The organism is Mesorhizobium sp. RCAM 06353 (genome assembly GCF_059683585.1).
In genome coordinates this window covers 2,958,438-2,984,154 of sequence record NZ_CM185031.1, presented here as the reverse complement: position 1 = coordinate 2,984,154, position 25,717 = coordinate 2,958,438, and the positions used below count along the sequence as shown (strand labels likewise).

27 protein-coding genes are annotated in these 25,717 nt (G+C 64.3%); 13 read left to right on the top strand and 14 right to left on the bottom strand.

What is annotated here, in order from left to right; translation table 11 throughout:
- Positions 1-94: 94 nt before the first annotated feature.
- Positions 95-304 carry a DUF2061 domain-containing protein gene (locus tag AC56QX_RS14205; protein WP_096449072.1) on the top strand — a complete coding sequence of 70 codons (210 nt, stop codon included), beginning with the start codon at positions 95-97 and terminating at the stop codon, positions 302-304.
- A 98-nt stretch (positions 305-402) separates the two neighbouring features.
- Positions 403-1,587, top strand: a complete 1,185-nt coding sequence (locus AC56QX_RS14200; RefSeq protein WP_497116736.1) for an MFS transporter — start codon at positions 403-405, stop codon at positions 1,585-1,587.
- Between the two features lie 15 nt (positions 1,588-1,602).
- Here AC56QX_RS14200 and AC56QX_RS14195 read toward each other — a convergent pair whose 3' ends face one another.
- Positions 1,603-3,840 (bottom strand): heavy metal translocating P-type ATPase, encoded by a 2,238-nt coding sequence (locus AC56QX_RS14195; protein WP_497116735.1) that lies wholly within the window; start codon positions 3,838-3,840, stop codon positions 1,603-1,605.
- A 110-nt stretch (positions 3,841-3,950) separates the two neighbouring features.
- Here AC56QX_RS14195 and AC56QX_RS14190 point away from each other — a divergent pair, with 110 nt between their 5' ends.
- Positions 3,951-4,367, top strand: coding sequence for a MerR family transcriptional regulator (locus AC56QX_RS14190; RefSeq protein ID WP_497116733.1), 417 nt, complete (start codon positions 3,951-3,953; stop codon positions 4,365-4,367).
- A gap of 34 nt (positions 4,368-4,401) precedes the next feature.
- Here AC56QX_RS14190 and AC56QX_RS14185 read toward each other — a convergent pair whose 3' ends face one another.
- The 4 genes from AC56QX_RS14185 to AC56QX_RS14170 all read right to left on the bottom strand — a co-directional run bounded on the left by AC56QX_RS14185 (position 4,402) and on the right by AC56QX_RS14170 (position 6,993).
- Positions 4,402-5,031: a LysE family translocator gene (locus tag AC56QX_RS14185; protein WP_497116731.1), complete on the bottom strand. Its 630-nt coding sequence runs from the start codon at positions 5,029-5,031 to the stop codon at positions 4,402-4,404.
- A 146-nt stretch (positions 5,032-5,177) separates the two neighbouring features.
- Positions 5,178-5,735, bottom strand: a complete 558-nt coding sequence (locus AC56QX_RS14180; protein WP_497116729.1) for a GNAT family N-acetyltransferase — start codon at positions 5,733-5,735, stop codon at positions 5,178-5,180.
- A gap of 101 nt (positions 5,736-5,836) precedes the next feature.
- Entirely contained in the window at positions 5,837-6,118 is a 282-nt protein-coding gene (locus AC56QX_RS14175; RefSeq protein ID WP_497116728.1) for a hypothetical protein, read from the bottom strand.
- 164 nt (positions 6,119-6,282) lie between these two features.
- Positions 6,283-6,993, bottom strand: coding sequence for a DNA helicase (locus AC56QX_RS14170; protein ID WP_497116726.1), 711 nt, complete (start codon positions 6,991-6,993; stop codon positions 6,283-6,285).
- A 386-nt stretch (positions 6,994-7,379) separates the two neighbouring features.
- On the opposite strand from AC56QX_RS14170, the gene AC56QX_RS14165 reads away from it, so the two are divergent.
- Positions 7,380-8,372 (top strand): hypothetical protein, encoded by a 993-nt coding sequence (locus tag AC56QX_RS14165; protein ID WP_497116724.1) that lies wholly within the window; start codon positions 7,380-7,382, stop codon positions 8,370-8,372.
- A gap of 8 nt (positions 8,373-8,380) precedes the next feature.
- Here the strand turns inward: AC56QX_RS14165 and AC56QX_RS14160 are convergent, their stop codons facing one another.
- Positions 8,381-8,830 carry a GatB/YqeY domain-containing protein gene (locus AC56QX_RS14160; protein ID WP_497116722.1) on the bottom strand — a complete coding sequence of 150 codons (450 nt, stop codon included), beginning with the start codon at positions 8,828-8,830 and terminating at the stop codon, positions 8,381-8,383.
- Positions 8,831-9,086: 256 nt separating this feature from the next.
- On the opposite strand from AC56QX_RS14160, the gene carA reads away from it, so the two are divergent.
- Entirely contained in the window at positions 9,087-10,292 is a 1,206-nt protein-coding gene (gene carA, locus AC56QX_RS14155) for a glutamine-hydrolyzing carbamoyl-phosphate synthase small subunit (protein WP_497116720.1), read from the top strand.
- A 43-nt stretch (positions 10,293-10,335) separates the two neighbouring features.
- A complete protein-coding gene (locus AC56QX_RS14150) occupies positions 10,336-10,536 on the top strand; it encodes a hypothetical protein (protein WP_497116719.1) in 201 nt (66 codons plus the stop codon).
- A 346-nt stretch (positions 10,537-10,882) separates the two neighbouring features.
- On the opposite strand, the gene AC56QX_RS14145 is transcribed toward AC56QX_RS14150, so the two are convergent.
- From AC56QX_RS14145 to ypfJ, 3 genes are all read right to left on the bottom strand, one after another.
- Positions 10,883-11,803: an aldo/keto reductase gene (locus AC56QX_RS14145; protein ID WP_497116717.1), complete on the bottom strand. Its 921-nt coding sequence runs from the start codon at positions 11,801-11,803 to the stop codon at positions 10,883-10,885.
- Positions 11,800-13,065 (bottom strand): TCR/Tet family MFS transporter, encoded by a 1,266-nt coding sequence (locus AC56QX_RS14140; RefSeq protein WP_497116716.1) that lies wholly within the window; start codon positions 13,063-13,065, stop codon positions 11,800-11,802. Before AC56QX_RS14140 ends, AC56QX_RS14145 begins: the two co-directional genes overlap by 4 nt.
- A 298-nt stretch (positions 13,066-13,363) precedes the next feature.
- Positions 13,364-14,290, bottom strand: a complete 927-nt coding sequence (gene ypfJ, locus AC56QX_RS14135; RefSeq protein ID WP_497116715.1) for a KPN_02809 family neutral zinc metallopeptidase — start codon at positions 14,288-14,290, stop codon at positions 13,364-13,366.
- A 220-nt stretch (positions 14,291-14,510) separates the two neighbouring features.
- On the opposite strand from ypfJ, the gene AC56QX_RS14130 reads away from it, so the two are divergent.
- Positions 14,511-16,553, top strand: a complete 2,043-nt coding sequence (locus tag AC56QX_RS14130) for a hypothetical protein (RefSeq protein ID WP_497116713.1) — start codon at positions 14,511-14,513, stop codon at positions 16,551-16,553.
- Positions 16,554-16,628: 75 nt separating this feature from the next.
- Here AC56QX_RS14130 and AC56QX_RS14125 read toward each other — a convergent pair whose 3' ends face one another.
- Together AC56QX_RS14125 and mntR are read right to left on the bottom strand one after the other, a co-directional pair.
- Positions 16,629-16,817 (bottom strand): hypothetical protein, encoded by a 189-nt coding sequence (locus AC56QX_RS14125; protein WP_019860505.1) that lies wholly within the window; start codon positions 16,815-16,817, stop codon positions 16,629-16,631.
- A 98-nt stretch (positions 16,818-16,915) separates the two neighbouring features.
- On the bottom strand, positions 16,916-17,368 hold the full coding sequence (mntR, locus tag AC56QX_RS14120) for a manganese-binding transcriptional regulator MntR (RefSeq protein ID WP_172225675.1): 453 nt from the start codon (positions 17,366-17,368) through the stop codon (positions 16,916-16,918).
- A gap of 233 nt (positions 17,369-17,601) precedes the next feature.
- On the opposite strand from mntR, the gene AC56QX_RS14115 reads away from it, so the two are divergent.
- The 3 genes from AC56QX_RS14115 (at position 17,602) to AC56QX_RS14105 (ending at position 20,630) form a co-directional block, all read left to right on the top strand.
- Positions 17,602-18,966 (top strand): Nramp family divalent metal transporter, encoded by a 1,365-nt coding sequence (locus AC56QX_RS14115; RefSeq protein WP_497116712.1) that lies wholly within the window; start codon positions 17,602-17,604, stop codon positions 18,964-18,966.
- Between the two features lie 53 nt (positions 18,967-19,019).
- Positions 19,020-19,862 (top strand): protein-L-isoaspartate O-methyltransferase family protein, encoded by an 843-nt coding sequence (locus AC56QX_RS14110; RefSeq protein WP_497116711.1) that lies wholly within the window; start codon positions 19,020-19,022, stop codon positions 19,860-19,862.
- 117 nt (positions 19,863-19,979) lie between these two features.
- Positions 19,980-20,630 carry a dihydrofolate reductase family protein gene (locus AC56QX_RS14105; RefSeq protein ID WP_497116710.1) on the top strand — a complete coding sequence of 217 codons (651 nt, stop codon included), beginning with the start codon at positions 19,980-19,982 and terminating at the stop codon, positions 20,628-20,630.
- A 10-nt stretch (positions 20,631-20,640) separates the two neighbouring features.
- On the opposite strand, the gene AC56QX_RS14100 is transcribed toward AC56QX_RS14105, so the two are convergent.
- Entirely contained in the window at positions 20,641-21,510 is an 870-nt protein-coding gene (locus tag AC56QX_RS14100) for a LysR substrate-binding domain-containing protein (protein ID WP_497116708.1), read from the bottom strand.
- 95 nt (positions 21,511-21,605) lie between these two features.
- Here AC56QX_RS14100 and AC56QX_RS14095 point away from each other — a divergent pair, with 95 nt between their 5' ends.
- The gene (locus tag AC56QX_RS14095; RefSeq protein WP_497116706.1) at positions 21,606-22,205 is read left to right on the top strand and encodes a LysE family translocator; all 600 of its coding nucleotides are present in this window, start codon (positions 21,606-21,608) and stop codon (positions 22,203-22,205) included.
- A gap of 247 nt (positions 22,206-22,452) precedes the next feature.
- Here the strand turns inward: AC56QX_RS14095 and AC56QX_RS14090 are convergent, their stop codons facing one another.
- The gene (locus tag AC56QX_RS14090) at positions 22,453-23,247 is read right to left on the bottom strand and encodes an SDR family NAD(P)-dependent oxidoreductase (protein WP_497116705.1); all 795 of its coding nucleotides are present in this window, start codon (positions 23,245-23,247) and stop codon (positions 22,453-22,455) included.
- Positions 23,248-23,463: 216 nt separating this feature from the next.
- Here AC56QX_RS14090 and AC56QX_RS14085 point away from each other — a divergent pair, with 216 nt between their 5' ends.
- Positions 23,464-23,919, top strand: coding sequence for a MarR family winged helix-turn-helix transcriptional regulator (locus tag AC56QX_RS14085; RefSeq protein ID WP_497116704.1), 456 nt, complete (start codon positions 23,464-23,466; stop codon positions 23,917-23,919).
- A 26-nt stretch (positions 23,920-23,945) separates the two neighbouring features.
- Here AC56QX_RS14085 and AC56QX_RS14080 read toward each other — a convergent pair whose 3' ends face one another.
- A complete protein-coding gene (locus tag AC56QX_RS14080) occupies positions 23,946-25,124 on the bottom strand; it encodes an MFS transporter (RefSeq protein ID WP_497116702.1) in 1,179 nt (392 codons plus the stop codon).
- 207 nt (positions 25,125-25,331) lie between these two features.
- Between AC56QX_RS14080 and AC56QX_RS14075 the strand changes: the two genes are divergently transcribed.
- A complete protein-coding gene (locus AC56QX_RS14075) occupies positions 25,332-25,688 on the top strand; it encodes an ArsR/SmtB family transcription factor (RefSeq protein WP_475459078.1) in 357 nt (118 codons plus the stop codon).
- Positions 25,689-25,717 lie beyond the last annotated feature (29 nt).

Sequence of the window (25,717 nt, the reverse complement as noted above, 5' to 3'; positions counted from 1 at the left end):
GCCTCACCGCGCCTCACTTCTTCGGCAAAATACCTTTGCACCGCCTCCGCCGGTCAGGATAAGGATCGATTGGCCCAGGCTTTCGGAGGAATCGATGGACACCCATTCGCGCAGTTTCGCCAAGGCGCTGTCCTGGCGTGTGACCGGCACCATCGACACGCTGATCATCTCCCTGGTCGTGACAGGAAGCGTCAAGCTCGCCGCAGCCATCGGCATAACCGAGGTCTTCACCAAGTCCCTGCTGTACTATTTCCACGAGCGGGCGTGGTTGAAGATTCCCTATGGCCGCAAGACCCCAGCCTAAAGCTGCCGGTCAAGAAAACCTAAACTCGCGACAAAAATTTCTGGATTGCCGCCGCCGTCCATCCGTGGTTTGAGGCCGTTTCAGCCAAGGCTTTCCCCATGTCGCTTCCGCTCATTGCCCTGTTCATCGCCGCATTCGCTTTCGGCACCACCGAATTCGTCATTGCCGGCGTGCTGCCGCAAGTGGCGGAAGGGCTTGGCGTCTCGGTCCCATCCGCCGGCTATCTCGTCTCCGGCTATGCCTGCGGCATCGCCATCGGCGGCCCGCTGCTGGCGCTCGCCGCCAAATCCTTGCCGCGCAAGACCTTGCTGCTCGGCCTCGCCATCGCCTTCACCATCGGCCAGGCGGCCTGCGCGCTGGCGCCCGACTTCACCTCGATGCTGGTGTTGCGCATTGCCGTGGCGGTCGCGCATGGCGCCTATTTCGGCGTTGCCATGGTGGTCGCCGTCGGCCTCGTTCCTGAGGATAAACGCGGCATGGCGGTGGCGGTCATCCTCTCCGGCCTCACCGTCTCCAACGTTATCGGCGTGCCGGCCGGCACCGCCATTGGCAACATCTGGGGCTGGCGCGCCACCTTCTGGGTGATGTGCGCGCTCGGCGTCGCGGCAACGCTTGCGATGGCCGCCCTTCTGCCGCGCACCACCGGATATCAGGCCAAGCCCGCCGGCCTCGCCCGCGAGGTCCGCGTCCTGGCGCGCCAGCAGGTCTGGACCTCGCTGATCCTGATGCTGATGCTGATGCTCGGCCAGTTCTGCCTGTTCACCTACATCACGCCGACCCTGCTGGAGGTCACCGGGCTCGACGAGAACCTGGTGCCCTGGGCGCTGCTACTGAACGGCGTCGGCGCTACGCTCGGTGTCTTCCTCGGCGGCAAGCTGTCGGACTGGAAGCTGATGCCCTCGCTGATCACCATGCTCGCCTTGCAGGCGGTGACGCTGGCGGTCATCTACGCCGTCAGTCCCTATCCCCTGCCGATGATTGTCGCAATCGTCATCTGGGGCGGCCTCAACTTCGCCATCGGCACACCGATCCAGACCCGCATCCTGGCCTGGACGGCCGACGCCTCCAACCTTGCCTCTTCGCTGATTCCGTCCGGCTTCAATGTCGGCATCGCGCTGGCGGCGTCGCTCGGTGCCGCTATGCTCAACGCCGGCTACGGCTACCGCAGCCTGCCGGTGGTCGGTGCTATCGCCATGCTGGTCGCCGTGCTCGTGGCTGTCGTCTCCAACATCTGGGAAAGCCGCAGCAACGCCACGCCGCCGCTGACGGCACCGGCCGAGTAGCCCACGACAAAGCCCTCACCCGCGCCAGCGCAGCAAGCGCATGGCGTTGGCGGTGACCAGCACGGTGGCGCCGGTGTCGGCCAGGATCGCCGGCCACAGGCCGGTGATGCCTAAAATGGTGGTGACCAGGAACACCGCTTTCAGTCCCAGCGCCACGGTGATGTTCTGGCCGATATTGGCCATCACCGCCCGCGACAAGCGCACCATGCGGGCGACGTCCATGACCCGGCCGTGCAGGATCGCCGCATCCGCAGTCTCCAGCGCCACATCGGTGCCGCCGCCCATGGCGATGCCGATATCGGCGGCGGCGAGCGCCGGCGCGTCGTTGATGCCGTCGCCAACCTTGGCCACCGTCAGCCCTTCGCGCTGCATCTCGCCGACGATGCGTTGCTTGTCCTGCGGCAACAATTCCGCCCGCGCCTCGATGCCGAGCGAAGCGGCTATTGCCTCTGCCGTGCGGTGGTTGTCGCCGGTCAGCATCACCGTGCGGATGCCCTCGGCCTTGAGTGCCGCGATGCCGGCCGCCGCATCCGGCCGCGCCTCGTCGCGCATGGCGATCAGCCCAGCCACCGCGCCATTGGCCACCAGCACCGAAACGGTCTTGCCCTGGCCGTTGAGGCTGTCGACGGCAAGGCGCTGCGCTTGCGTCATCTGTGCACGCTCGCCCGCCGCCGAGCCGGAACCCAGGAAAACGGCGACGCCGCCGACGCTGCCCTCGACGCCCTTGCCGGAGATCGCCTTCACCGCCAAAGCCGGCGGCACCGGCGCCTTGTCGGCCTTGGCCCTGTCGAGAATCGCCACCGCCAGCGGATGGCTGGAGCCCTGCTCGAGCGCCGCCGCCAGCGCCAGCACGCTGCGCTCATCGCGGCCATAGGCGACGATGTCGGTGACGACTGGTTTGCCCGCGGTCAGCGTGCCGGTCTTGTCGAAAGCCACCGCCGTGATCCGGCGAAAACCCTCCAGCACCGCACCGCCCTTCATCAGCAGGCCACGCCGCGCGCCGATTGCGAGGCCCGCTGCAATCGCCGCCGGCGTCGAGATCACCAGCGCGCAGGGACAGCCGATCAGCAGGATCGCCAGGCCCTTGTAGATCCATTCGTTCCAGTCGCCGCCGGCGACCAGCGGCGGCAGCAGCGCCACCAGCGCGCCCACCACCAGCACGCCGGGCGTATAGATGCGCGAAAAGCGATCAATGAAGCGCTCGGTCGGCGCCTTGGCCTCCTGCGCCTCCTCCACCAGCCGCACCACGCGGGCGATGGTGTTGTCGGAAGCGGCCGCCGTCACCCTCACTTTCAGCACGCCATCGCTGTTGATCGTCCCCGCGAAGACGGTGTCTGCTACACCCTTGCGCTTCGGCGTGCTTTCGCCGGTCACCGGCGCCTCATCGATATCACCAGACCCTTCCACAATCTCGCCATCGGCCGGGATGCGATCGCCCGGCCGCACCACGATGACGTCGCCGACGCCGAGCTGTTCGGCGGGAACTTCAACCGTGCCGCCTGCCCGCTCGACCAGAGCTGTCTTCGGCACCAGATCGGCCAGACCCTGGATGCTCGCCCTTGCACGGCCGGCGGCGACACCTTCCAGAAGTTCGCCGATCAGGAACAGCACCACAACGGCAGCCGCTTCCTCCGTGGCGCCGATCATCACCGCACCAACAGCGGCGATGGTCATCAGCATCTCGATCGAGAACGGCGTGCCGGCCAGCGCCGCCATCAGCGCCCGCCGCGCGATCGGCACCAGGCCGACCATCAATGCCGCCAGGAACACCCAGCGCTCGGCCGCGGGAAAAACATGACCAATGCCGTAAGCAGCAACAAGCGCCGCGGCACAAGCCAGCGTCAGCGCCGCGCGGCGGCTGCGCCACCACGCCTGCCCGGGCTCGGCATGGCTGTGGAGGTGGGATGACCCGGCGGCCTCGTTGGCACTCTGTCCGTCGCCATGGTCATGATCGTGGCTCGCGTGGTCGTGCCCTTCATGATCATGATCGGCATGGTCATGCACCTTGGCTGCTGGCCCCTCGCCCCTGGCTTCGGCCCTGACGATGCCATAGCCCAGCCGCGCCACCTGCCGCAGCACCTTATCGTCATTGAGCGGCTCGCCATGGCTGACGGTCATCGAGGCGCCGGTCACCGATACCGAGACGTCGGCGACGCCATCGAGACGACGCACCGCCGTATCGATCTTGGCCGCGCAGGAAGCGCAGTCCATGCCGCCGATCTTGAACCGTGTCTGCTTGAGAGGAGCCGTCATCACATCACCTGTCTGCTTTTAACCGCGCGGCGTGCCGCCACGAGGGTCTTGAATGCTCATGCCATGCAATGTAATTGCTCTAGTCACTAGAGCTTCAAGAGGCAAAATGCATGTTTTCGATCGGTGATCTTTCCCGACGCACCGGCGTCAAGGTGCCGACCATCCGCTACTACGAGCAGATGGGCCTGGTCGCCGCGCCCGAGCGCTCGGGAGGCAACCAGCGCCGCTATTCCAGGCAGGAGCTGGAACGGCTGGCCTTCATCCGCCATGCCCGCGACCTCGGCTTTGCCGTCGAGGATATCCGCGCGCTGATCGTCCTCAGCGGGCATCCCGAGCAGCCTTGCGGCCACGCCGACAAGATTGCCGAAGAACAACTGATTTCCGTGCGCGAAAAGATCGCCCAGCTGAGGCGGCTGGAAACCGAGCTGGAGCGCATCGCCTCCTGCTGCGACGGCAAAACGGTCGGCGACTGCTACGTCATCCGCGCGCTGTCCGACCATGCGTTGTGTGCCGACGAGCACGGGTGAGGATGCTCAGTGAGGTACGACAATTCCGGCTGGCTCAGGCCCGCGAAAACAGCAGGCTGAGACCGGCAAAGCCGAAGAAGGCAGCCAGCACCCCTTCGATGCCGCGCCGCGCCCGACGATACATGCGCACCATCGGCGGGGTCGAAAAGGCCAGGGCATAGCCGCAAAATATCGTCACGCTCAGCACCGCGCACCCGGCCAGGATGAGGACGACATCCTGCCTCGAGGCCCCGGGGCCGAGCCCGAGCGCGACCAGGGCGATCCAGCCGAGAATGGATTTCGGATTGCTGAGGTGCATCAGCAGGCCGCGCCTGTAGAGGGCGAAGCCAGATACGGGCCGATCAACGAAGTGCCCGGCGTCACCATCCCTGGTCAGAGCGCCCCTGGCTGCCTTGACCGCCAGGAAGAGCAGATAGAGGCCACCCAGTATCTTCAGGACAATGAGAGCTTGCGCATAGCGCGTCAGCAAGGCGGAGACGCCGGTCGCGGCCATGAGCCCCCAGAAGACCGAACCGGTGATGACGCCGGCGGCGAGCAGCAGGGCGGCATTGCGGCCCTGCTGCATCGCGGTTCCCATGATCCGCATGTTGCTCGGCCCGGGGCTGGCCGCCGCAATGATGTAAGCGGTGTAGACGAGGAGCAGGTGATGCAGGTCGACGGACACGAGGGAGCCTTCGCAAGCCGGGTTGAGCCAAGGTGGGTCCTTGGCACGGAGTATTGATACTATTCCCTTCGCGGCTGCGGATAGGCAGCACACCGGGATGCACTATGATCCAGAAAGCTTTCTTTCGAGCACATCAGGTGCCGGCCCTACAGCTCGATCCGGAACCGCAAACTCTCCACCCCGCCATAGGCGGCGTCCTCGAAGAAGCGCTCGACCAGCCTGCCGCCATTGGCCAGGATCACCTTGTGTGAGGCCGGATTGCCCGGCTTGGCGGTGATCTCGACATAGGGCAGGCCAACCGCCCTCGCCTCGTCCAGCATCAGCCGCAGCGCCTCGGTGGCGTAGCCGCGCCGCCGCTTCCATGGCACCACCGCATAGCCGATATGGCCAAGCACATGCGATGGCAGCATCGCCGTGCCCTTCTGCCAGCGAAAGCCGATCGAGCCCGATGCCTCGCCGTCCCAGATCCAGCGGCGGAACCCCGGCAGGCGCGGCACATGCGTGCCGTCGGGCAAGGTGATCGGACCGCCCGTCGCTTCTGGATCATCAAGGCTGGCCAAGAATGCCACGGGATTCTGCTCTATCGCCGCGAGCTGCTCGCGCGTCGCCTCCATCAGACGCACATTGTCAGGCGACCAGCCGCGCTCGAGCGCCGCCTTGTAGGACGGCAGATGTTCAAGTGCTGGTTTGACGATCTCGACCATGATCCATGCGCTCCTGAGAAAGCAGGCATGGAGCAATTTCGGGAAAATCCGCAGAGCTGGCAAGAATGCTCGGCCAGTTAGCCTGGATATGGCAGCAGGACCTACTTGGCTACGGGCATCGCTGGTACTTTTGGCCCGTACGCTTGAAATTTTGCCAAGGCGTCGCGAAAGTCCTGTTCGCTCTTTTTGGTAAAACCTTCAGCACCGTAGCGCGCGACACCCTCGTTGAGCGAATCCGCGACACTGCCGCCGAAAATCGGAAGTGGCTGCTGCGTTGTCGGAAGTGGCGGCTGCCTTGAGGAGATCCATAGCCCGAAGGTGACCGCAGTCAGTATCGTCAAGGTCGCCGCGAGGAACAAGTTTTTGCTGGATACCGCTGACATTATAGACTCCCTGAAATTGATTAAATCAAAAGCTTAGGCACATTTCCTAAAATATCGGCGATGGCGAATACTACAATTTTAGTGATGACCGAGATCGCGCCCGGGCAGAGCTTCCTTGCCATCATGCCCCTGGGATAAGGAGGAGCCAGGCGAGGGTTTGACGATCAGGCTGCCTGGAAGCTGATCTCGCCCTTGTTCAGAAAACAGGCCTTGTTGAACAGCGACAAATCCACGGGGTTCGGCAGGCGGACATCGCTGATATCGGGCACCGGCTTGGTCGCGGGATCGTAGGACCGGTCGATCTGCGAGATGAACACCAGGATCACGCCGCTGTCGCGCGCAAAAACCTTCAGCGTGCGGACCTGGTCCATCAGGGCCGGATTTTCCCGTTTCTGGTCGAGCAGTTGCAGATAGTCGACGACCGCCAGCGTGCCGCGCGGCGCAGAGCCCAACGCCTTGACGATGTAGTCGGCGCTGATGGCATCGGAAGTGTCGAACTCGAACAGTTCGTTGAACCGGGCCGGCTCGACCCCGATGGCATGGAACCGCTCCAGCACATCCCGTTGCGTATATTCCAGCGTGAAGAACACGCTGCGATGGCCTGATTTCATCGCTTCGACCGCGAGTTCGAGGCTCATCAGCGTCTTGCCGTGGCCCGGCCGCGCGCCGACAAGAACCAGATCACCGGGCGCCAGTTGCGCAAACAATCTGCTGGCGGGCGCCGTCTCGGAAAGCTTCGCCGCTAGCAGGCTCCAGCTGGCAAAACCTTCGCGAGCGGCAATACGGTCAAGCGCCCGGTGGAGCGGGATTTTCGCCTCGCGCGACAGCAGCCTGGCTTGACGCTTCAGATGATAGACGGGCTGGGATAGCTTCATTGCAAAACCTCCTGGTGCGAGCCGTTTTCGCAACCCCTCCTTATGCCTGGCGCTCGAACAGTCGGTCCGGTGATGGAATAGCCCCGCATGAACGAATGCTTTCCCAGCGGAGGGAGGAGGCGTGGGCCGCGCCAGAATCAGATGATAGCGCAATCCCTTTGGGTCGAAAATCGGACGGATCGAAAATCACGCATGTCCACGCAGACATCAGCCGCAAGCCTTGGACCAGCATATCGGTCTAATGCGCGGTTTGCGTGCCGGCCCGGTTCGTGGAAACCTGCGGGCGCGCTAAACAAGATGTGTTTCGCCGATTGCCGCGAGACATTTTATGATTGGCTGCGTGTGGCAACAAAGATTCGCATGGCTTCGGCAGGAGAATTGAACCGGTGCGGTTGAGATCTGTCCCTCTGGGTATTGTCGTCACCCTCAGCCTTCTCGTCATAGCCCTGACGGCGACGGTACGATCCTTCGCCGCGCCCTCGGCCATCCCGGCCTGGCTGCAGGCCCATGTCGGCGACAGCGATGGCCAAATCTCACAGGTGGTGCTGGAGCGGGCGCGCGCGCTTTACCTGAAGAAGGTGGCGCAAGGCGCCGTCAGGAACCCCTGCTATTTCGCCATGGATGCAACGCGTCCCGGCGATCTCGGCAATGGCGTGCTCGGGCGCCGGTACTACGTTGTCTGCGAAGCCAGCCAGTCGTTTCGTGCTATCGCATCGGGTCACGGGGCCGGCAAGAACCTGAAAGGCACGGTCGATTTTTCAAACGGCAGGCGGTGCTCCAGGAATTTTGGCAATGCCATGGATTCGGAACTGACGGCCGGTGGCGCCTACATGACCCGCGAGTCGAAAACGTCGTTCAAGGGCTTTTACCGCACCGGCGCGAAACAGGACGCGGCTTTCCTGCGCACCTTCATACAGTTCGACGGCGAAGGCGAAGCCGCCAATGCCAGGCAGCGCGTGATCGGCGGCCACGCGGCGCAGGTGCTGCGGGCCATGTGCATGCGCAAAAGCCCCAACAGCTCCTATGCCGACCATGATGGTCTGGTGCCGTTCGGCAAGCTGGTGGACTATGCCGGCGGCCGCAGCAATGGCTGCACCAGCTGGTCGCCGGCCGATGCCCAGCAGATCATCGCAATGGTCAAGGACAATCCGACGACGCTCTACATCTACCCGGAATCGCGCGACATCGCCGCCGTCGCGCAGGCGGCAAAAAACCATTCGTCATCCGGCGAGGCACCCTACTGGAACGCATCCTGCCTGAAGGAAATCGGCGCGCCGAAATTCTGGCCGAAGAAAACCCTCGAGCCGATGATCGCCCAGTACAAGAAGGATCATCCAGCGCCACCCGCCCAGCCCCTGCCAATGTGCAAGGAGCCGTGACGTGCTGCCTACTGCAGCAGGCCCTTGACGATACCGCTTGCCTTGCCGAAATCCATCTGGCCGGCATATTTCTGCTTCAGCGCGGCGATCACCTTGCCCATGTCCTTCTGGCCGGCAGCACCGGTCTCGGCGATGGCTTCGCGTGCGGCAGCGGCAATGGCTGCGTCGTCAAGCTGCGTCGGCAGGAAGCCGCGGATGATCTCCATCTCGCCGCGCTCCTGCGCCGCCAGTTCCGGCCGCTTGCCGTCTTCGAAGGCCTTCGCCGATTCCTCGCGCTGCTTGACCATCTTGGCCAGGATTTGCAGGATCTCCTCGTCGCTGGCGGGGTCCTTGGCCGAACCGCGATTGGCGATGTCGCGGTCATGGATGGCGGCCTGGATCAGCCGCAATGTCGGCAGCCGGTGCTTGTCCTGCGCCTTCATCGCGCTCTTCAGGGATTCGGCGATTTTTCCGCGCATGATGCTTTCTCCTTCGAACGGCGCGGACAATAACCGTGGCGAACTCGCAAAGCAAATCTCATCAAGTCCCTGATATTGTTCAACGAAATAAAACATCATGGTTTTGGCGCGGCATCATTGACCGTTCTGGCACCTTCCCCTATGTACTCGGCCTTGCATAAGACAATGAATTGACACGCGCAGGCTCGAGAAATCGCTGCCGCGCCGTTTGCTGCGCAGACGCCCGCGAAGCGCGCAGCCTGATAGGAGTGCCGCCATGGCCGAGATGACGCCTGCCTGGACCACTGAAAAGCCGACCGCCCTTCTCGTGCTGGCCGACGGCACCGTCATCGAGGGTCGCGGCCTCGGCGCCACCGGTTCCGCCGTCGCCGAAGTCTGCTTCAACACCGCACTCACCGGCTACCAGGAAATCCTCACCGACCCGTCCTATGCCGGCCAGATCGTCACCTTCACCTTCCCGCATATCGGCAATATCGGCACCAATGGCGAGGACATCGAGGACCTCAACCCGGCCGCGCGGGCCGGCGCCGTCGGCGCCGTGTTCAAGGCCGATGTCACCAACCCATCCAATTACCGCGCCGCGGGTGGTCTCGACCAGTGGCTGAAGAAGCGCGGCATCGTCGCCCTGTCGGGCATCGACACCCGCGCGCTCACCGCGCTGATCCGTGAGAAGGGCATGCCCAATGCGGTCATCGCGCATGCGCCCGACGGCGTCTTCGACCTCAGCGATTTGAAGCAGCGCGCCGCCGCCTGGTCGGGCCTGATCGGGCTCGACCTTGCCAAGGAAGTCACCTCGGGCCAGTCCTCGGTCTGGCGCGAGACGCCCTGGGTGTGGAACGAAGGCTTTGGCGAACAGGCCGAACCGTCCATGCACGTCGTCGCCATCGACTACGGCGTCAAGCGCAACATATTGCGCTTGCTCGCCGGTCTCGGCGCCAAGGTCACCGTGGTTCCGGCCAGCACCGGTTCGGAAGAAATCCTTGCCATGCAGCCTGACGGCATCTTCCTCTCCAACGGCCCCGGCGACCCGGAGGCCACCGGCGACTATGCCGTGCCGGTCATCCGCGATTTGCTGAAGACCGATATCCCGGTGTTCGGCATTTGCCTCGGCCACCAGATGCTGGCGCTGGCGCTCGGCGGCAGGACCGCCAAGATGCACCAGGGCCATCACGGCGCCAACCATCCGGTCAAGGATCACACCACCGGCAAGGTCGAGATCGTCTCGATGAACCACGGTTTTGCCGTCGATGCCGACTCGCTGCCCGAGGGCGTCGAGGAAACCCATGTCTCGCTGTTCGACGGCTCGAACTGCGGCATCGCGCTCACCGGCCGTCCGGTATTCTCGGTCCAACATCACCCCGAGGCCTCTCCCGGCCCGCAGGACTCGCACTATCTGTTCCGCCGCTTCGTCAACCTGATCCGCGAAAAGCGCGGCGAGGAGTTGCTGGCAGAGCGGGCTTAGGAAGCGTCGCGCAATAGCGCGTCGCAGTTTTGGGAGCAGCGATATGCGTAAAGACATTGACCTGCATGCCGCCGAAGAAGCCCTCGAAGACGCCGCGGATGTAGCGATCTACGACGAACGGAAGGCTGAGCTCAACACCGAAAAGATCCTGCCCGCTGACGTGACCATGGATATTTTGCGGGGCCGGCTCACGCACGCTGAATTGGCGCAGATTCGGCATTCGAGTGAACGAATTGAGCATTAAATCCTCGATGCGGAAGCTTTGACCATTCTAAGGCAATCGCGTGACTTCGACATTTGGCTGAGACCTGCCTCCCGTCGTCATCCACGGGCGGAGCAAGGAGCGTAGCGACGCGGCGCAGACCCGAGGATCCATGCCGGGACTCCCGAGCGCCACCACGGTTCAGAATTCTGCTCCGCTGCGCCTTCGGCTAAGGTCACGGAATGGATCCCAGGGTCTCCGCGACGGAGCTTCGCTCCTGCTTCGCCCAGGGATGACGAAAGTTGGGTGCTTCCGCCCATGGAGCAACAGTCCGCCAAAGCGTGAAGGATGGTGCTACCGGCAGACCCTAAGCGGCACGAGCGCTACCCTACGCCACCGGCCGCCCCTCGCTGGCCTCCAGTATCGCGAACCATTGCTGGCGATCGAGCACGATGTCGAGCGCCTTGACCATGGCAGCCAGCCTTTCCGGCTTCATCGAGCCGAGTACCGGCACCAGCCGGGCCGGATGCCGCAGCAGCCAGGCAATGGCGACGGTGGCGAGATCGCCGGCACCGACTTCGGCGGCCACCGCCGCGAGCGCTACCCGTACCCGAGCTTCTCGGGCTTCCTTGCCGGTGAACAGCGGGCCGCCGCCGAGCGGCGACCAGATCATCGGCGCGTAGGCCAGACGCTGCGCGTGATCGAGGCTGCCGTCGGTCAGTGCCGATGTCTTGAGCACCGACATCTCGATCTGGTTGGTGGCGAGCGCAAACGGCAGCCGCGAGGCCAGCAGATCGAACTGCGACAGCGTGAAATTGGAAACGCCGACCGCCCTCACCTTGCCTGCCTTGACTAGTCCGGCCAGCGCTGCCGCGGTCTCGTCAGCGTCCATCAGCGGATCCGGCCGGTGCAGCAGCAACAGGTCGAGATAGTCGGTGTGGAGATTGGTCAGCGAACGGTCGACCGAGGCGTTTACGTGGGCGGCGCTGGTGTCATAGTGCTTCAGCCGGTTCTGCGGCCGGTTGGCCGAGGCCAGCATGATGTCGCATTTCGAGATCAGCTCGATCCCCTCGCGCTTGCCCTTCCAGCGCGCCAGCCCGGCGCCGAACGCCGCCTCCACCTCGTAATTCCCATAGATGTCGGCATGATCGAAACTGGTCAGGCCGAGATCGACGGCCGTGCCGATCAGCCGCGCGACCTGATCGGCATCCGGGCGGGCGCCGCCGTCGAGCAGACGCCAGGCACCGAAGACCAGCCGCGACAGCGACACCCCGTCCCTGGTCAGCGCGATGCGGCTGTCATGGCTCATATTTGTGCTCCATCTTCCGCGACGATGGTCGTGGCATTTGTGACCGCCGCCGGCCTCGCCACCTTGGTGACGAAGACGATGACCGCCAGCAGCAGGAAGCACGCGCCGACCAGATAGGGCGCGCCGCCGAAGGTCACGGGCGCGCTTGGCCCGGTGAACCAGGAAAAGATCGCGGTGTAGAGCAGTGGCGTGATGATCGAGGTGATCGAGAAGATCGAGGTCATCGCGCCCTGCAGTTCGCCTTGTGCCGAAGGCGGCACCTTGGCGGCGGCGAGGCTTCTCAGCGGCGGATCGGCCAGCGCTTCCAGGCAGCCGACGACGATCACCGCATAGACCATCCATCCCTGCGAAGCGAAGGCGTAGCCGAAAGCGCTGGCCGCCGTGAAGGTCAGGCCGATGACCGCCGTCCTCCATTCGCCGAGCCTTGGGATCACACGCGGCAGCACCGTGCCCATGACGATCGCGCCGCACAGGCCGAAGGCGCCGAGCGAAAAGCCGATCTGCTGCTCGCTCCAGCCATAGCGGTAGTTGGAAACGAACGACCACACCGCCGGGTACATCATGTGGCCGAGCGTCATCAGGAAGAAGACGAGCCCGATCCAGCCGATGCCTTCATACTGCCGCATCTGCAGCAGCGTGCCGACCGGGTTGGCGCGTTTCCACTCGAAGCGGCGGCGATGCTTTTCATCGAGCGTTTCCGGCAGGAAGAACATCGCGATCAGGAAGTTCACGAAGGCGAGGCCGGCGGCGAAAAAGAACGGCACGCGCGGTCCGAACGTCCCGAGCAATCCGCCCAGCACCGGCCCGATGACGAAGCCGACGCCGAAGGCAATGCCGAGCAAACCGAAATTCTTCGCCCGGTTCTCGTCATTCGAGATGTCGGCGATGAAGGCCGACGTCGTCGAATAGCTGGCGCCTGAAATGCCGGCCAGCACCCGGCCGATGAACAGCATCGGATAGGACCAGGCGATGGCGCAGATCAAATTGTCGATGGAGAAAGTCAGCACCGAGGCAAGCAGGATCGGCCGCCGTCCAAACCGGTCGCTCAGGCCGCCCATGATCGGCGCGAAGAAGAACTGCATGGCCGCATAGACGAAGAACAGCCAACCGCCCTCGATCGCCGCTTCACTAATGCCAACGCCGGTCAATTCCCTGAGAAAAGCCGGCAGCACCGGCATGATCATGCCGAAGCCGATAATATCCAGCAGCAGCGTGGTGAAGACGAGCGCAAGGCCCCGCCTGGCGGTTTTGGGGTCGATCATGATGGGGCAATCTCCTCCGGCCGCCCTTGGCACAGGCGGACGCACCTTATAGGCGAACCCGCGAAAAGGAACAATGCGAGAACAGGCAGGAATCATTGATCCTGACATTCCCTGACGGCGTCTCGTCGCCGGATCAGTGTCAGGAAACGCTGGCCGAGACTGTTTCGAAATTCGCTCTGGCGAGCCATATAGTGGCGGGATCGAGAACCGGAGCGCAGCGGACATTGGGTCCGTGAGCACCGGAAGCGCAGAAAACGCCGCTAGATGGCCGCCGGAGTAGAATTTCCAAACAGTCTCGTTAAAGCGCGCCGGTCATCGTGTTGCAATCCGACAGCTTGCCGCTCTTGTAGCCGCGCGCCAGCCAGGTCTGCCGCTGCTGCGAGGTGCCGTGGTTGAAGCTTTCCGGCACGACATAGCCCTGCATCTTCTTCTGCAGCGTGTCGTCGCCGATCTGCTTGGCGGCGTTCAGAGCGCTTTCGATGTCGCCTTGCTCCAATATGCCCTTCTGCGCGGTGAAATGCGCCCACACGCCAGCGAAGCAGTCGGCCTGCAACTCTATGCGCACCGACAGCTGATTGGCATCGGCTTCGCTCATGCCTTGCCGCATCTCGTTGAACTTGCCCATGATGCCGGTCAGGTTCTGCACGTGATGGCCGACCTCATGCGCGATGACATAGGCGCGGGCGAATTCACCGGAAGCGCCGAACTGCTGGTCGAGCTGCTGGAAGAAGGTCATGTCGAGATAGACCTTGTGGTCGCCGGGACAATAGAAAGGTCCGGCCGACGAGGAAGCAGCGCCGCAGGCGGAGCGGATTTGCCCACTGAACAGGACCAGCTTCGGGTTCTCATAGGTCAGGCCTTGCGACTTGAAGATGCCGGTCCAGGTGTCTTCCGTCTCGGCGAGCACGGTCGCCACGAACTGCTTCATCTCGTCATTGGCGGGTGCCGTGCCGCTGTCCTGGCCACCGCCGCCGTTGTCGGTGATCTGGCCGCCGCCGCCCGGCAGCAAGCCGCCGTCGCCACCGCCCAGGATCGCCGAGGGATCAAAGCCGAAATACCATCCGGCCAGCACCACCAGGATGACGAGAATGATGCTGCCGCCGCCACCGGTGCGGCCGCCGATGGGAATTTGGAACCCGCCGCCACCGCCACCGATCCCGCCGCCGCCGCTGTCGCTGCGGTCGTCCTCGATATTGTCACTCTGACGACGGCCTCTCCAGAGCATGGCAACTCCCCGTGATGCGAACTTCCTCGTTGCTCCGGCAAGGCCGGCTCAACCCAACAAACAATTATCCCAATGGTTGCGCCAAGTCACAGTGTTTTTCGATGGCCAAGGCGATACCGGCATGACCGCTTCACCACACTGGCCGGAACCTTCGAAGGCTTGTAGCATCGCCGTGACGGAGGAATGCGAGGGGCGGTTGCGAAAACTTGGTCAAATATTGTTGGTATTCGCATTGACCTGCCTAGGTCTCGGGCCGGCCGGCGCGGTGACGCTCGATTCCAGCGTCGCCGTCACCGATCCGGCCACCTTGCAGGCGCTGGAGCGCGGCGGCCTGTCGATCAGCCGCCTGCTCGGCCCGGCACTCGGCCTGGCCCGCGACGTCGACAATCGCGGCCTGTTTTCAGTACCGGCCCTGACCACTGTGCGCGACACCGTCAAACAGCAAATCGCCGACGAGCCGAAGACCAGCCCCGACCCCTATGTCGCGGCCATGGCCAAATCGAGCGACACCAGCCAGAAATTCAATCCGAAATACATCGACGACGACGGCTCGACGCTCGACCTGACCGGCGTCGTCAACCGCATGGATCGCGGCTATCTCGGCCACACCGAATGCGGCGAGATCCGGCTGATCTACCGCTTCCACTATTCGGTCGCCGAAAAGCCGGCCAAGGGCAAGGTGGCGCAGCGCATCTCCTCGCGCCTGCCACTGACCATGAGCCTGGTCTTCAACGCCAAGCCCGGGCGGGCGCAGGCGCGCGCCTCGAAGGATCTGCCAAGCGCCACCGATGTGTCCTGCGCCGACGTTGCCCAGCGTTGGCTGGCCGCCGGCCAAAAAGACCTGCCGCCCGAGCAGTTGGCCGCCTGGCTGCGCTCCGACCAAGGGCCGCTGTCCGGCGCGATGCTCAATTCCTCGCAGATCATGCGGCTCGAGCTCAACATGCAGGTGCTGCGCCTGTCGGCCTCGACGCGGCGCGATTTCGGCGGCCATGCCGAATATCTCCTGAAAATCTTCAAATGGAACCCGGCCACTTCGAGCTTCTATGAATCGAAGATGGAGAACCAGATCGACCGGGCGACGGTGCTGGCCGACAAGCCGTCCTTCGCCAAATGGCTGCTCACCGACCGCAACATCTACGACCTCGACCATGGCCGGTTGGTCATCGATGAAAAATTCCTGGCCAAGAGCGCCGTCTCCGTCGCGCCCGGGGGCTTGAGCCGCTCGCAGAACAACATCGCCTTTGGATTGGTCGACGATGCCGATATCGACAAGGCGCTGAAGGATTATGTCGCCCGGGGCAACACGCTCGCCACCATCAAATCGGTCGCCGGTTTCGATCTGCGGCTGAACGAGATGAGCTGCACCGGCTGTCATCAGACGCATGGCATTGCCGGCTTCCACTACACCGGCGCCGACCCGGCCAGCGAACCGCGCCGCAACGCCGTCTTCGTGCCGGGCTCGGCCGTGTTCTTCGCCGACCTGCCGCGCCGCCGTGCCATCGTCGAGCAGTTCGCCGCCGGCGGCCATCCCGATTTCACCAGAGGCTTCGCCGCCCGTCCGGACCAGAAATATGCCGAAGCGCTGAAGGGCACCGACCTCTACAATGGCTGGGGCTCGATCTGTTATCGCGGTGACGATGCAAGCTTCAAGGACTGGACCTGCGGCGCTGGCCTGCGCTGCGCCGGCGTTCACGAAAGCGCCATCCATCCGGGCTTCGGCACCTGCGTCAGCGACAAGGGCACCGCGGTCGGCGACCCCGTCGAGTTCGGCGAGATCAAGATGTCGACATGGGGCAACGACCAGTACTGCCGCCTGTCGCCGGCCACCGCCAAGGCCTGCGCCATCGACCCCGCGCGCGACAAGAAGCCCGTGGTCAAGCTCGCCGGCTACGGCGCGGCGCGGCAGCGCTACGACAACCCCGAACAAAAGACCGGTGGCTTTCCCGGCGGCATGCTGCGCAAGGCGAGCTGCGACAAGCTTCCGGACGAAGCGACGTGCGGCCGTCTGGCCAAGACCGGCTTCAACGATTGCATCGCCTCGGGCAAGGACCACAAATTCTGCACGAAGGAATTCACCAAGACCGCCGGCCTGCGCGCCTGCGACAAGGCGCACCCCTGCCGCGAGGATTATATCTGCACCGCCGGCTACGTTGACTTGCCCCAGGCCAAGCCTGGCGAAGGCACCTGCATCCCGCCCTATTTCATCTTCCAGTTCCGCGTCGACGGCCACCCCAGAAGCTGGGTGCAGGATGTCCGTGAGTGAGCATGCCTTGATCGCTGCATCCAGGCGCATCCCTGCAGACGGCTTTCGCCGACAAACGCTGATATCGGCCTGGCCTCAGCTTTTCTGCTTGGCGCCGGCGCTCTTGCCGTCCGAGCTTTTCGATCGCTCCTCGAAGCGCGCGGCGCCCTTCTTCAGCGGGTGACCGGTCTCGGCCTCGGTCTTGCGCTCATCCTTCGCCGCGGCCTGCTTCAATCCTTTGGCTGCCTGCTTGCCCTTTGCGGTCGGTGCCTGTTCGACGCCCATTGCTTCCTCCCTTGGCGCGCACAATCGCGCGATGTCAGGAGCAACGTGCGTAACATCAGGCGGTTCCGGCGGCTTGTCGGTCGGGAAATTCGCCAGCTTTAGCGCGGCGCCGTCATTGCCTTGCGAAAAGCGTCCAGGGTCTCGGCGCTGACATGGTGCTCGATGCCCTCGGCATCGATGCGCGCCGTCTCCGGGCTGACGCCGAGCGAGCGCAGGAAAGCTTCCACCGTCTGGTGGCGGATGCGGCTTTCCTCGGCGACCTTGCGGCCGGCCTCGGTCAGGAACACGCCGCGATAGGGTTTTCTCGAGACGAGCCCGTCGGCGCACAGGCGCGTCAGCATCTTGGCCACCGTCGGCTGGGCGACGCCGAGACGAGCGGCGATGTCGACCTGACGCGCCTCGTTGCCGTCCTCGATCAAGTCGGCGATCAGCTCGACATAATCCTCGACCAGCGCGCTGCGGCGCGCTTGGCGCTGCTGCCGGAAGCCTTCCGAATGGACATCGGCGTCGGGCAGTGGCTCACGTGGGACCGGTCTGTTCTTCAGCGCCAATGCGCGCTCCTCCTCGGGAGTTTAGCCGTTGCTGCTTCATAGCACGGGCTCTGATTCTTCAGGCCGTTTATTTGCATTCCCCCACAGGCGCAACCGGCGTTTCCGATCGCCCCTTTCACATGCGGTTCGGAGCGCCGAACAAAAAGCACCGACAATGAAATATAGCCTATTGCATAATGTTGAGCCATGGCATAGCTTACGGACATCTCCCAGACGTCGCGGAAAGCCTTTTCATGTCCGAAGCAGAAGTCACAGCCCCCCGCTCCTCATGGCGGTTCGCCAATCGGGACGAGGACGATCAGCCCAGCCTGCGCGAAGTCAATTCCACCATCGCGGTGCCGAGCTCGGGTGTCTGGTTCCGCCGGCTGTTCGCCTTCATGGGGCCGGGCTACATGGTTTCGGTCGGCTATATGGACCCGGGCAACTGGGCGACCGACCTCGCCGGTGGCGCCCAGTTCGGCTACACGCTTTTGTTCATCATCATGCTGTCCAACCTGATGGCGATCCTGCTGCAGGCGCTGGCCGCGCGGCTCGGCATCGCCACCGGCCGCGACCTCGCCCAGGCCTGCCGCGCCTATTACCCCCGTCCCGTCAATTTCGTGCTGTGGATCGCCTGCGAACTCGCCATCATCGCCTGTGACCTCGCCGAAGTCATCGGCACGGCGATCGCCTTGCAGCTGCTGTTCGGCATTCCGCTGGTCGGCGGCGCCATGCTCACCGCGCTCGACGCCTTCCTCGTGCTGCTCCTGATGAACAAGGGTTTCCGCTATCTCGAAGCCTTCGTCATCGCGCTTTTGATCATCATCTTCAGCTGTTTTGCCATCCAGATCTTCGTCGCCGCGCCGCCGGCCGGCACGATCCTGCACGCCATGTTCGTACCGTCCTCCGAAATCGTCACCAACCCGGCAATGCTCTACATCGCCATCGGCATCATCGGTGCCACCGTCATGCCGCACAATCTCTACCTGCACTCCTCGATCGTGCAGACCCGTGCCTATGAGCGCACCGAAAAGGGCAAGCGCGATGCCATCAAATGGGCGACGACGGACTCTACCATTGCCCTGATGCTGGCCTTGTTCGTCAACGCCGCCATCCTGATCGTGTCAGCCGTCGCCTTCCACGACACCGGCCATCAGGACGTAGCCGAGATCGGCCAGGCCTTCGAGCTGCTGTCGCCGCTCTTGGGCCTGAGCATCGCCTCCATCCTGTTCGCCGTGGCGCTGCTGGCGTCGGGCCTGAACTCGACGGTGACGGCCACACTTGCCGGCCAGATCATCATGGAAGGGTTTTTGCGCCTGCGCATCCCCAACTGGGCGCGCCGCCTTTTGACGCGCGGCCTCGCCATCGTCCCGGTGGTGGTCGTCACCGCGCTCTATGGCGAGAAAGGCACCGGCCAGTTGCTGGTGTTCAGCCAGGTCATCCTGTCGATGCAGCTGCCCTTCGCGGTGGTGCCGCTGGTGCAGTTTGTTTCCGACAAAAAGAAGATGGGCAATCTCGCCATTCCGCGTGGTGTCGCAGCCCTTGCCTGGGTGGTCGCGGCGATCATCCTGGTGCTCAACTTCAAGCTGCTCTACGACACGATGTTCGGGGTCGGCTGAGGTTTCGCCGGATCACGAGACAAACCGCCAGATCGCGCTATCTTCCTGGCGTCATGAGCAACATTGAAGACATCAGGAAATTCTACGCCCGGCTGATGGCGGCCAATGCCGCCTCATCCGATCCACGCCTGGAGGCGGTGTTCGCCAGCGTGCCGCGCGAGGCCTTTCTCGGCCCCGGCCCGTGGACGATCGTCGCCGGCAACGGCAAGGTCACGACGCCGAGCGCCGACCCCGCCCATGTCTACCAGAACGTGCTGGTGGCGCTCGATGCCGACAAGGGCATCAACAATGGCGAGCCGTTCCTGCACGCCATGTGGATCGGGAAACTGGCACCGAGGCCTGGCGAGATCGTCACGCATATCGGCGCCGGCACCGGCTACTACACCGCCTTGCTGGCCGGGCTGGTTTCGCCTGATGGCACCGTCACCGCCTTCGAGCTGGACAGGAACCTGGCCGAGCTGGCGCGCAAGAATCTCGAAGCCTATGGCAATGCGACTGTCGTCCATGGCGATGCCGTGACCACGCCCTTGCCGCCATCCGACATCGTCTATGTCAACGCTGGCGTCGTCGCCCCACCGGCTGCATGGCTGAAGGCGCTGCGCCCCGGCGGCCGCATGATCTTCCCCTGGCGCCCGGCCGAGCGCGTTCCGCTGGCGATGCTGGTGACCCGCACCGAAAAGGGCTTCGCCTGCAATCCTTTCATGCGCGCCTGGTTCATCCCATGCTTCGGTGCCTCGGTTGCCGATCTTGCGGCAAAAATCCCGACGCGGGAGCAGGCGACGCGCAGCCGCTCGATCTGGCTGACGAGCGACAAGGCGCCGGACCGCACTGCCACCGCGATCTTCGGTGATGTCTGGTTCTCGTCGAAAAATCTTGGCGTCAAACCCGGCAGCTGACGCATCGATGGGCGGATCAGCCCAAAATTTGGCGGCCCCTGTCGGGATGGTCGTCGGTCGCCCGTCCTTGGAGCATAGTCCGGCCACGACGGCGTGGATGGAACAAGGGAGAAGACCATGAGAAAGATCATCGCCGCGACCTTCGTCAGCCTCGACGGCGTCATGCAGGCGCCGGGCGGGCCGGAGGAGGACCCGGTCGGCGGCTTCCAATTCGGCGGCTGGACCTTCCATTACTTCGACGAGATAGCGGGCGCGGCAATGGAGGAACTGTTCTCCAAACCCTTCGACCTGCTGCTCGGCCGCAAGACCTACGACATCTTCGCCGCGTACTGGCCGTATCAGAAAGATCCGATCGCCGATGCCTTCAACCCCGCGACCAAATATGTCGCGACGCACCGGCCTGACACCCTCACCTGGCAGAACACGCAATGGCTCGGGGAAGATATCGTCGCGGCGGTGCGCCGCCTCAGCCAGGAAGATGGGCCTGACCTGCTCATCCAGGGATCGGGCAATCTGATCCAGACCTTGCTCGCCAACGGGCTGATCGACGAGATCCGGCTGATGATCTTCCCGCTGTTGCTGGGCAAGGGCAAGCGGCTGTTCGGCGATAGCGCGATGCCGGCCGCCTTCAAGCTTGCCAAGTCGCAGACCTCCAGCACCGGTGTCATCATGGCGACCTACGAGCGCGGCGGCGAGATCAAGACCGGGTCGTTCGCGCAGGAGACACCGTCGGATGCGGAGCTCGAGCGGCGTAAGAACTGGAAGTAAAGTGCGACGTTCAAGCCGCCTGCAGCCGCCTCGCCAACCCGTCGCGTATATGCCGCGCGAACTCCTGCGCCGCCGGCCCGACGCCATGCTTCGGCAGATGCAAATTGATGGCAAAATTCGGCAGCGGCGGCAGGCCGACATCGAACGGCAAGATGTCGAGATCGGCCGGCACCGTGGACGCCAACCATGTGGTGACGGCGAGGTCGGAGCGCACCGTGGCCGTCGTCGCGTCGATATTGCCGTTTTCGAACACGGTGCGCCATTCCAGCCCATGCTCGTTGAGCGCCGACAGCACCACCGGGCGGAAGGCGCAGGTGTCGGCGACGATCGATACCGGCAGCGGCCGCTTGGCGCGGGCGACGCCGCCCCTCGCGCCGACCCAGACCAGCCGGTCGATGGCCGGGCATTCGCCTGATGTCGGCCCGACCCGCTCCTCGATCACCGCGAGATCGATGGTGCCGGCCGCAAGTGCAGAGGCCAGTTCCGGCGACGAGGCGCAGACCAGCGATATCTCGACCTGCGGATAGGTCTCGGCATAGGCCTTCAGCACTGGCGCCAGCAAGGTGCCGACGAGGTCGTAGGGCACGCCGAGCCGCACCTGGCCGGCGACAGCACTTCCCGCCATCTCGGTCCAGATCTCGTCATTGAGGCTGAGCAGGCGCTTGGCCTTATCGAACAACCGTTCGCCCGACCGTGTCAGGCGCAAACCGCGCCGGTCACGCTCGAACAGGCTGCAGCCGAGCGTGTCTTCCAGCCGCTTGACCTGCTGGCTGACGGCGCCTTGCGTCAGATGCAGCGCGTTGGCTGCCGCCGTCATGCTGGCCTTTTCGGCGACGATGACGAAGGTGCGCACCAGCGCGGTATCGAGATTGCGGATCATGTTAGCATTATAGATGCTAATGCCAGATATCACAAACATTGCATTTACTGATGCTTGCCCAGGCATACCATGGAGCTTCCGAAAAAGGACGCCCCATGCTCCAGCCCATCCTGCCGCTCATCCTGTTTGCCTTCGTGGCCACCGCCACGCCCGGCATCGCCGCGACGTTGTCGACCGCCTCGGGGGCGCAATTCGGCTTTCGCCGATCGGTTCCGCTGATGATCGGCAGCGCCGCCGGCCTCGCCACGGTGACGGGTGCCGCCGCCGCGGGGCTCGCCGGCCTGCTGCTTGCCGTGCCTTCGCTGCAACTGGCGATGAAGGTGATCGGCTCGCTCTATCTTCTGTGGCTGGCGCTCAAGATCGGCCGCGCCGGGCCGCCCAATCTGGACGTGGAGATGGCCGGGCCAAACAGCTTCCTTGGCGGCGCCGGCATCCAGTGGATGAACCCAAAAGGTTGGGCGATGGGGCTGGGCGCGGCGGCCTCGTTCGCAGCCCTTGCCGACGGGCCGGGACAGCTCGCTTTGCTGCTCGGCTCGACTTTCGGCCTCACCGCCGCCATCTCGCTGTCCATCTGGTGCGTCGCCGGCATGGTGCTGGCCCGATTGCTCAAGACAGAATGGCAATGGCGCGCGCTCAACATCGTGCTGGCGTTGGTGCTGGCCGCGTCGATCATTCCGATGTGGCGGTCGGCTTAGAAGACTCAAGCTAAATCTGCGCCAGTCCCCCCACCCGGACCTTCGGTCCGACCTCCCCACAAGGGGGAGGTAGGGGGGTCCAGCTTTTTCGCCCCCCACAAGACCATTGTCGCTTGGGCCGACAAGGCGCGTCCTCACCCTCCCCCTTGTGGGGGTCCGAAGGACGGGCGAGACCCGTGGCTCGCCCCGGCAAGTCGCGAACGAAGTGAGCGGGGTGGGGGTACTGGTTTGCAAAGCAAACCAGTCTTCAAGCCGCGTAACGCGCCGCAGGCTTGTCGGCGTGCAGGCTGCCAAAAAAGGCCTGGCGTGCACCGAGGAACGTATCCAGCTTGGCCGCGTCGACAAGCGCCGGAACGGTGACGGCTTCGCCCCTGGCCAGGCCGACAAGGGCCGCATCGACCATGTCGTCGGCTGTCATGACGATTTCCTTCGGAAGCTGGTCGATATCACTGCCGGCAAGCTCCCAGAAATCGGTCCGGGTCGCACCCGGCAGCACCACCTGCACCGTCACGCCGGTACCCGCGACCTCGCGGTGCAGCGCTTCGGTGAAGTTGACGACATAGGCCTTGGTGCCGCTGTAGATGCCGCCGAACGACGTGTCATAGGCGAGCACCGAGGCGATGTTGACGATGGCGCCGTGGTTGCGCGCCAAAAGCCCCGGCAGCACGGCACGGGTCAGGCGGGTCAAGGCAACGACATTGACCTTGATCATGCGTTCGGCCGCGTCGGCGTCGGCCGTTGCCACCACCTGCTGGCCGCCAAGGCCGGCATTGTTGACCAGCAGCGTCACGCTGTCGTCGGCTGATATCAGCTGCTCGACACGGCGCACATCGTCGTCATCGGACAGATCGGCTGTGATGAAGCTGACCTTGCGGCCGTAGGCGTGGCGCAGCTTCTCGGCCAGTTCCTCGAGCCGGTCGGCGCGGCGCGCCACCAGAACGAGGTCATAGCCCTGCCCCGCCAACCGGTCCGCATAGACCGCGCCGATGCCCGAGGAAGCACCGGTGACGACCGCCGTGCCCTTGTTTGTCTGTCCACTCATTGTCCTGTTCCTTCTATCTCGAAATGTTCGCTTCGACCTGGCCGCCGGCACCGTGGACCATCGCCCTCTGCTCGCCGGCAAGCCGCCTGATTGATTTAGTGGCATATACCACTATCAACGAAATAGGCATATGCCACTATCTTGTCAATGAGTGCATCCGGGATTATTTGTCAGGCAGCAGCCGGACATCATGTCTGCGCCGCTGAGGGAAGCATCATGTCGAAAGAGGCCCTGCCCGGACTGTCGCTCTGCAACAACGCGATGCTGCGTCGCGCGACGCGCAAGATTGGCCAGTACTATGATGATGTGCTGGCGCCCTCGGGCCTGAAAGCCACGCAGCAGGGCCTGCTCTATCAGATCCACATTGGCGACGAACCGGCGATGGGCGCCATCGCGTCGGCCCTGATCATGGACCTGTCGGCGCTCGGCCACACACTGAAGCCGCTGATCCGCGACGGCTATGTCGAGACCTTCGCCGATCCGGACGATCGCCGCATCAAGCGGGTGCGGCTGACGCCTCAAGGGCTGGTCAAGCTCGATGAGGCGATGAAGCTGTGGCAGGTCGCCCAGCAGCGTTTCGAGGACGTGGTCGGCAAGGAAAAGGCCGAGAGGTTGCGCGCGGCGCTGGATGATATTTCCGCACTGGATTTTGATCTGCCGCCGACCAACTAAGCTGGCCGGCGGGTTCAAGACGGGGACTACTCGGCCGGCATCGCGACCGGCCGTGCCGCCCAGCGACCGGCCAGCACGATGCCGAGCCCGATGATCGGGAAGGCCGCCGCGACCAGGCCGAGATCGGCCGGCGCGCCGTAGCGCAGCACGCCACCGCCAACCACCGCGCCCAGCGCCACGCCGAGATAGAGCGCCGAGCCGTTGAGCGACAGCACGATCGGGGCGGCATCGGGCGCCAGCTTGATGATGCGGCTGGCCTGCGCCGGCGGGAACGCCCAGCCGACAATGCCCCACGGCACCATCATCGCCATCAGTGCCGGGCCGGCAATATGCTGCGGCAGGAAGGTCGGGATGACGGACAGCATCACCAGCATGGCCGCGCTCAGCGTCAGCGACCAGCCGACGGTGCGGGTGGCGCCAAATCGGTCCGCCGCCTGGCCGCCGGCGATGTTGCCGATGACCGCACCGACGCCGAAGGCGAGCAGCATGCCGGGCAGCGCGATCTGGCTGAGCCCGCCGCCCTCGATGGCCAGCGGCGCGACATAGGCAAAGACCGTGAAGGCGCCGGTCAGCGCCAGCAACGTCGTCAGAAGGATCGGCATCACGCCGGGCCGCATCGCCGCCGCCAGCCTGCGCTTCAGCGGCAGCTTGGTGCCGACGATGCCGCGCGGCAGCCGGTACCACAGGATCGCGCCGGCGAGCGCGCCAAGCCCGGCGATGGCATAGAAGGTGCCACGCCAGCCGGCAAAGGCCGCGACCAGCGCGCCGAGCGGCGCGCCGACGGCGACCGCCACCGTGGTGCCGCCGACGACGACCGCAATGGCACGCGCCCGGTGATGATCATCGACCAGCGCCACCGCCGTGCCCTGCGCGGTTGCCGCGAACAGGCCCGACGACAGCGCCATGATGATGCGCGCGATCAAAAGCACTTCGAAGGAGGAGCTCAAGGCGGCGGCGATATTGCCGATGACGAAGAACACCAGCGTCCACAGGATGACGCGGCGCCGGTCCCATTCGCCGGTCAGCGTCGCCAGGATCGGCGTGCCGACCGCATAGGCAAGCGCAAAGGCGGTGATCAGCGTGCCGGCGAGCGGAATGGAAATGCCGGCATCCCGGGCGATGTCTGGCAGAAGACTGGAGATGACGAAGCCTTCGGTCGAGATCGTGAACGATCCGAGCGCAAGCCAGAAGAGCCGCTTGTCCATGGAAGGTGTCCTTAGTTCAAAAGTTATTGAACAATTGGACATAACAGGGCATGATGTCAATGAAGCCAGGCCAAAATAGCTGAACCTTCCTGACAGCCCTGTGTCAGCACGGTGGTTCGGCACGGATCGAAACGGGAGAAATAGCGTGTACGGGCAGGCGAGGACGGATGCGTTGAAATCAGCCCGGACTGCGCTTAGGTTCCAGCCATGACGTTACCTCACCCCAATACGGACCAGATCAGCCTGCCCATCGTGCTCGGCGTGCTCGGCGACCCGACGCGGCTCGCCATCGTGCGCTACCTTGCCAGCAAGGAAGGCGTGCCGCTGAACTGCAGCCAGTTCCTCGATCTCGGCTCCAAGACCAATCTCAGCTACCACCTTGCCAAACTGCGCGAGGCCGGCGTCACCCGCGCCGAAGTGGTCGGCACCAACCGCATGATCACACTGCGCCGCGCCGACCTCGACGCCCGCTTCCCCGGCCTGCTCGACAGCGTTATCGCCGCGGCCGGCGACGACCCTGCCCTGCCGGCGGTCGGGGGGCATGATATCGAAGCGCTGGCCTGAATTACGGCGCTCGTTTACAGCCGAGGCGA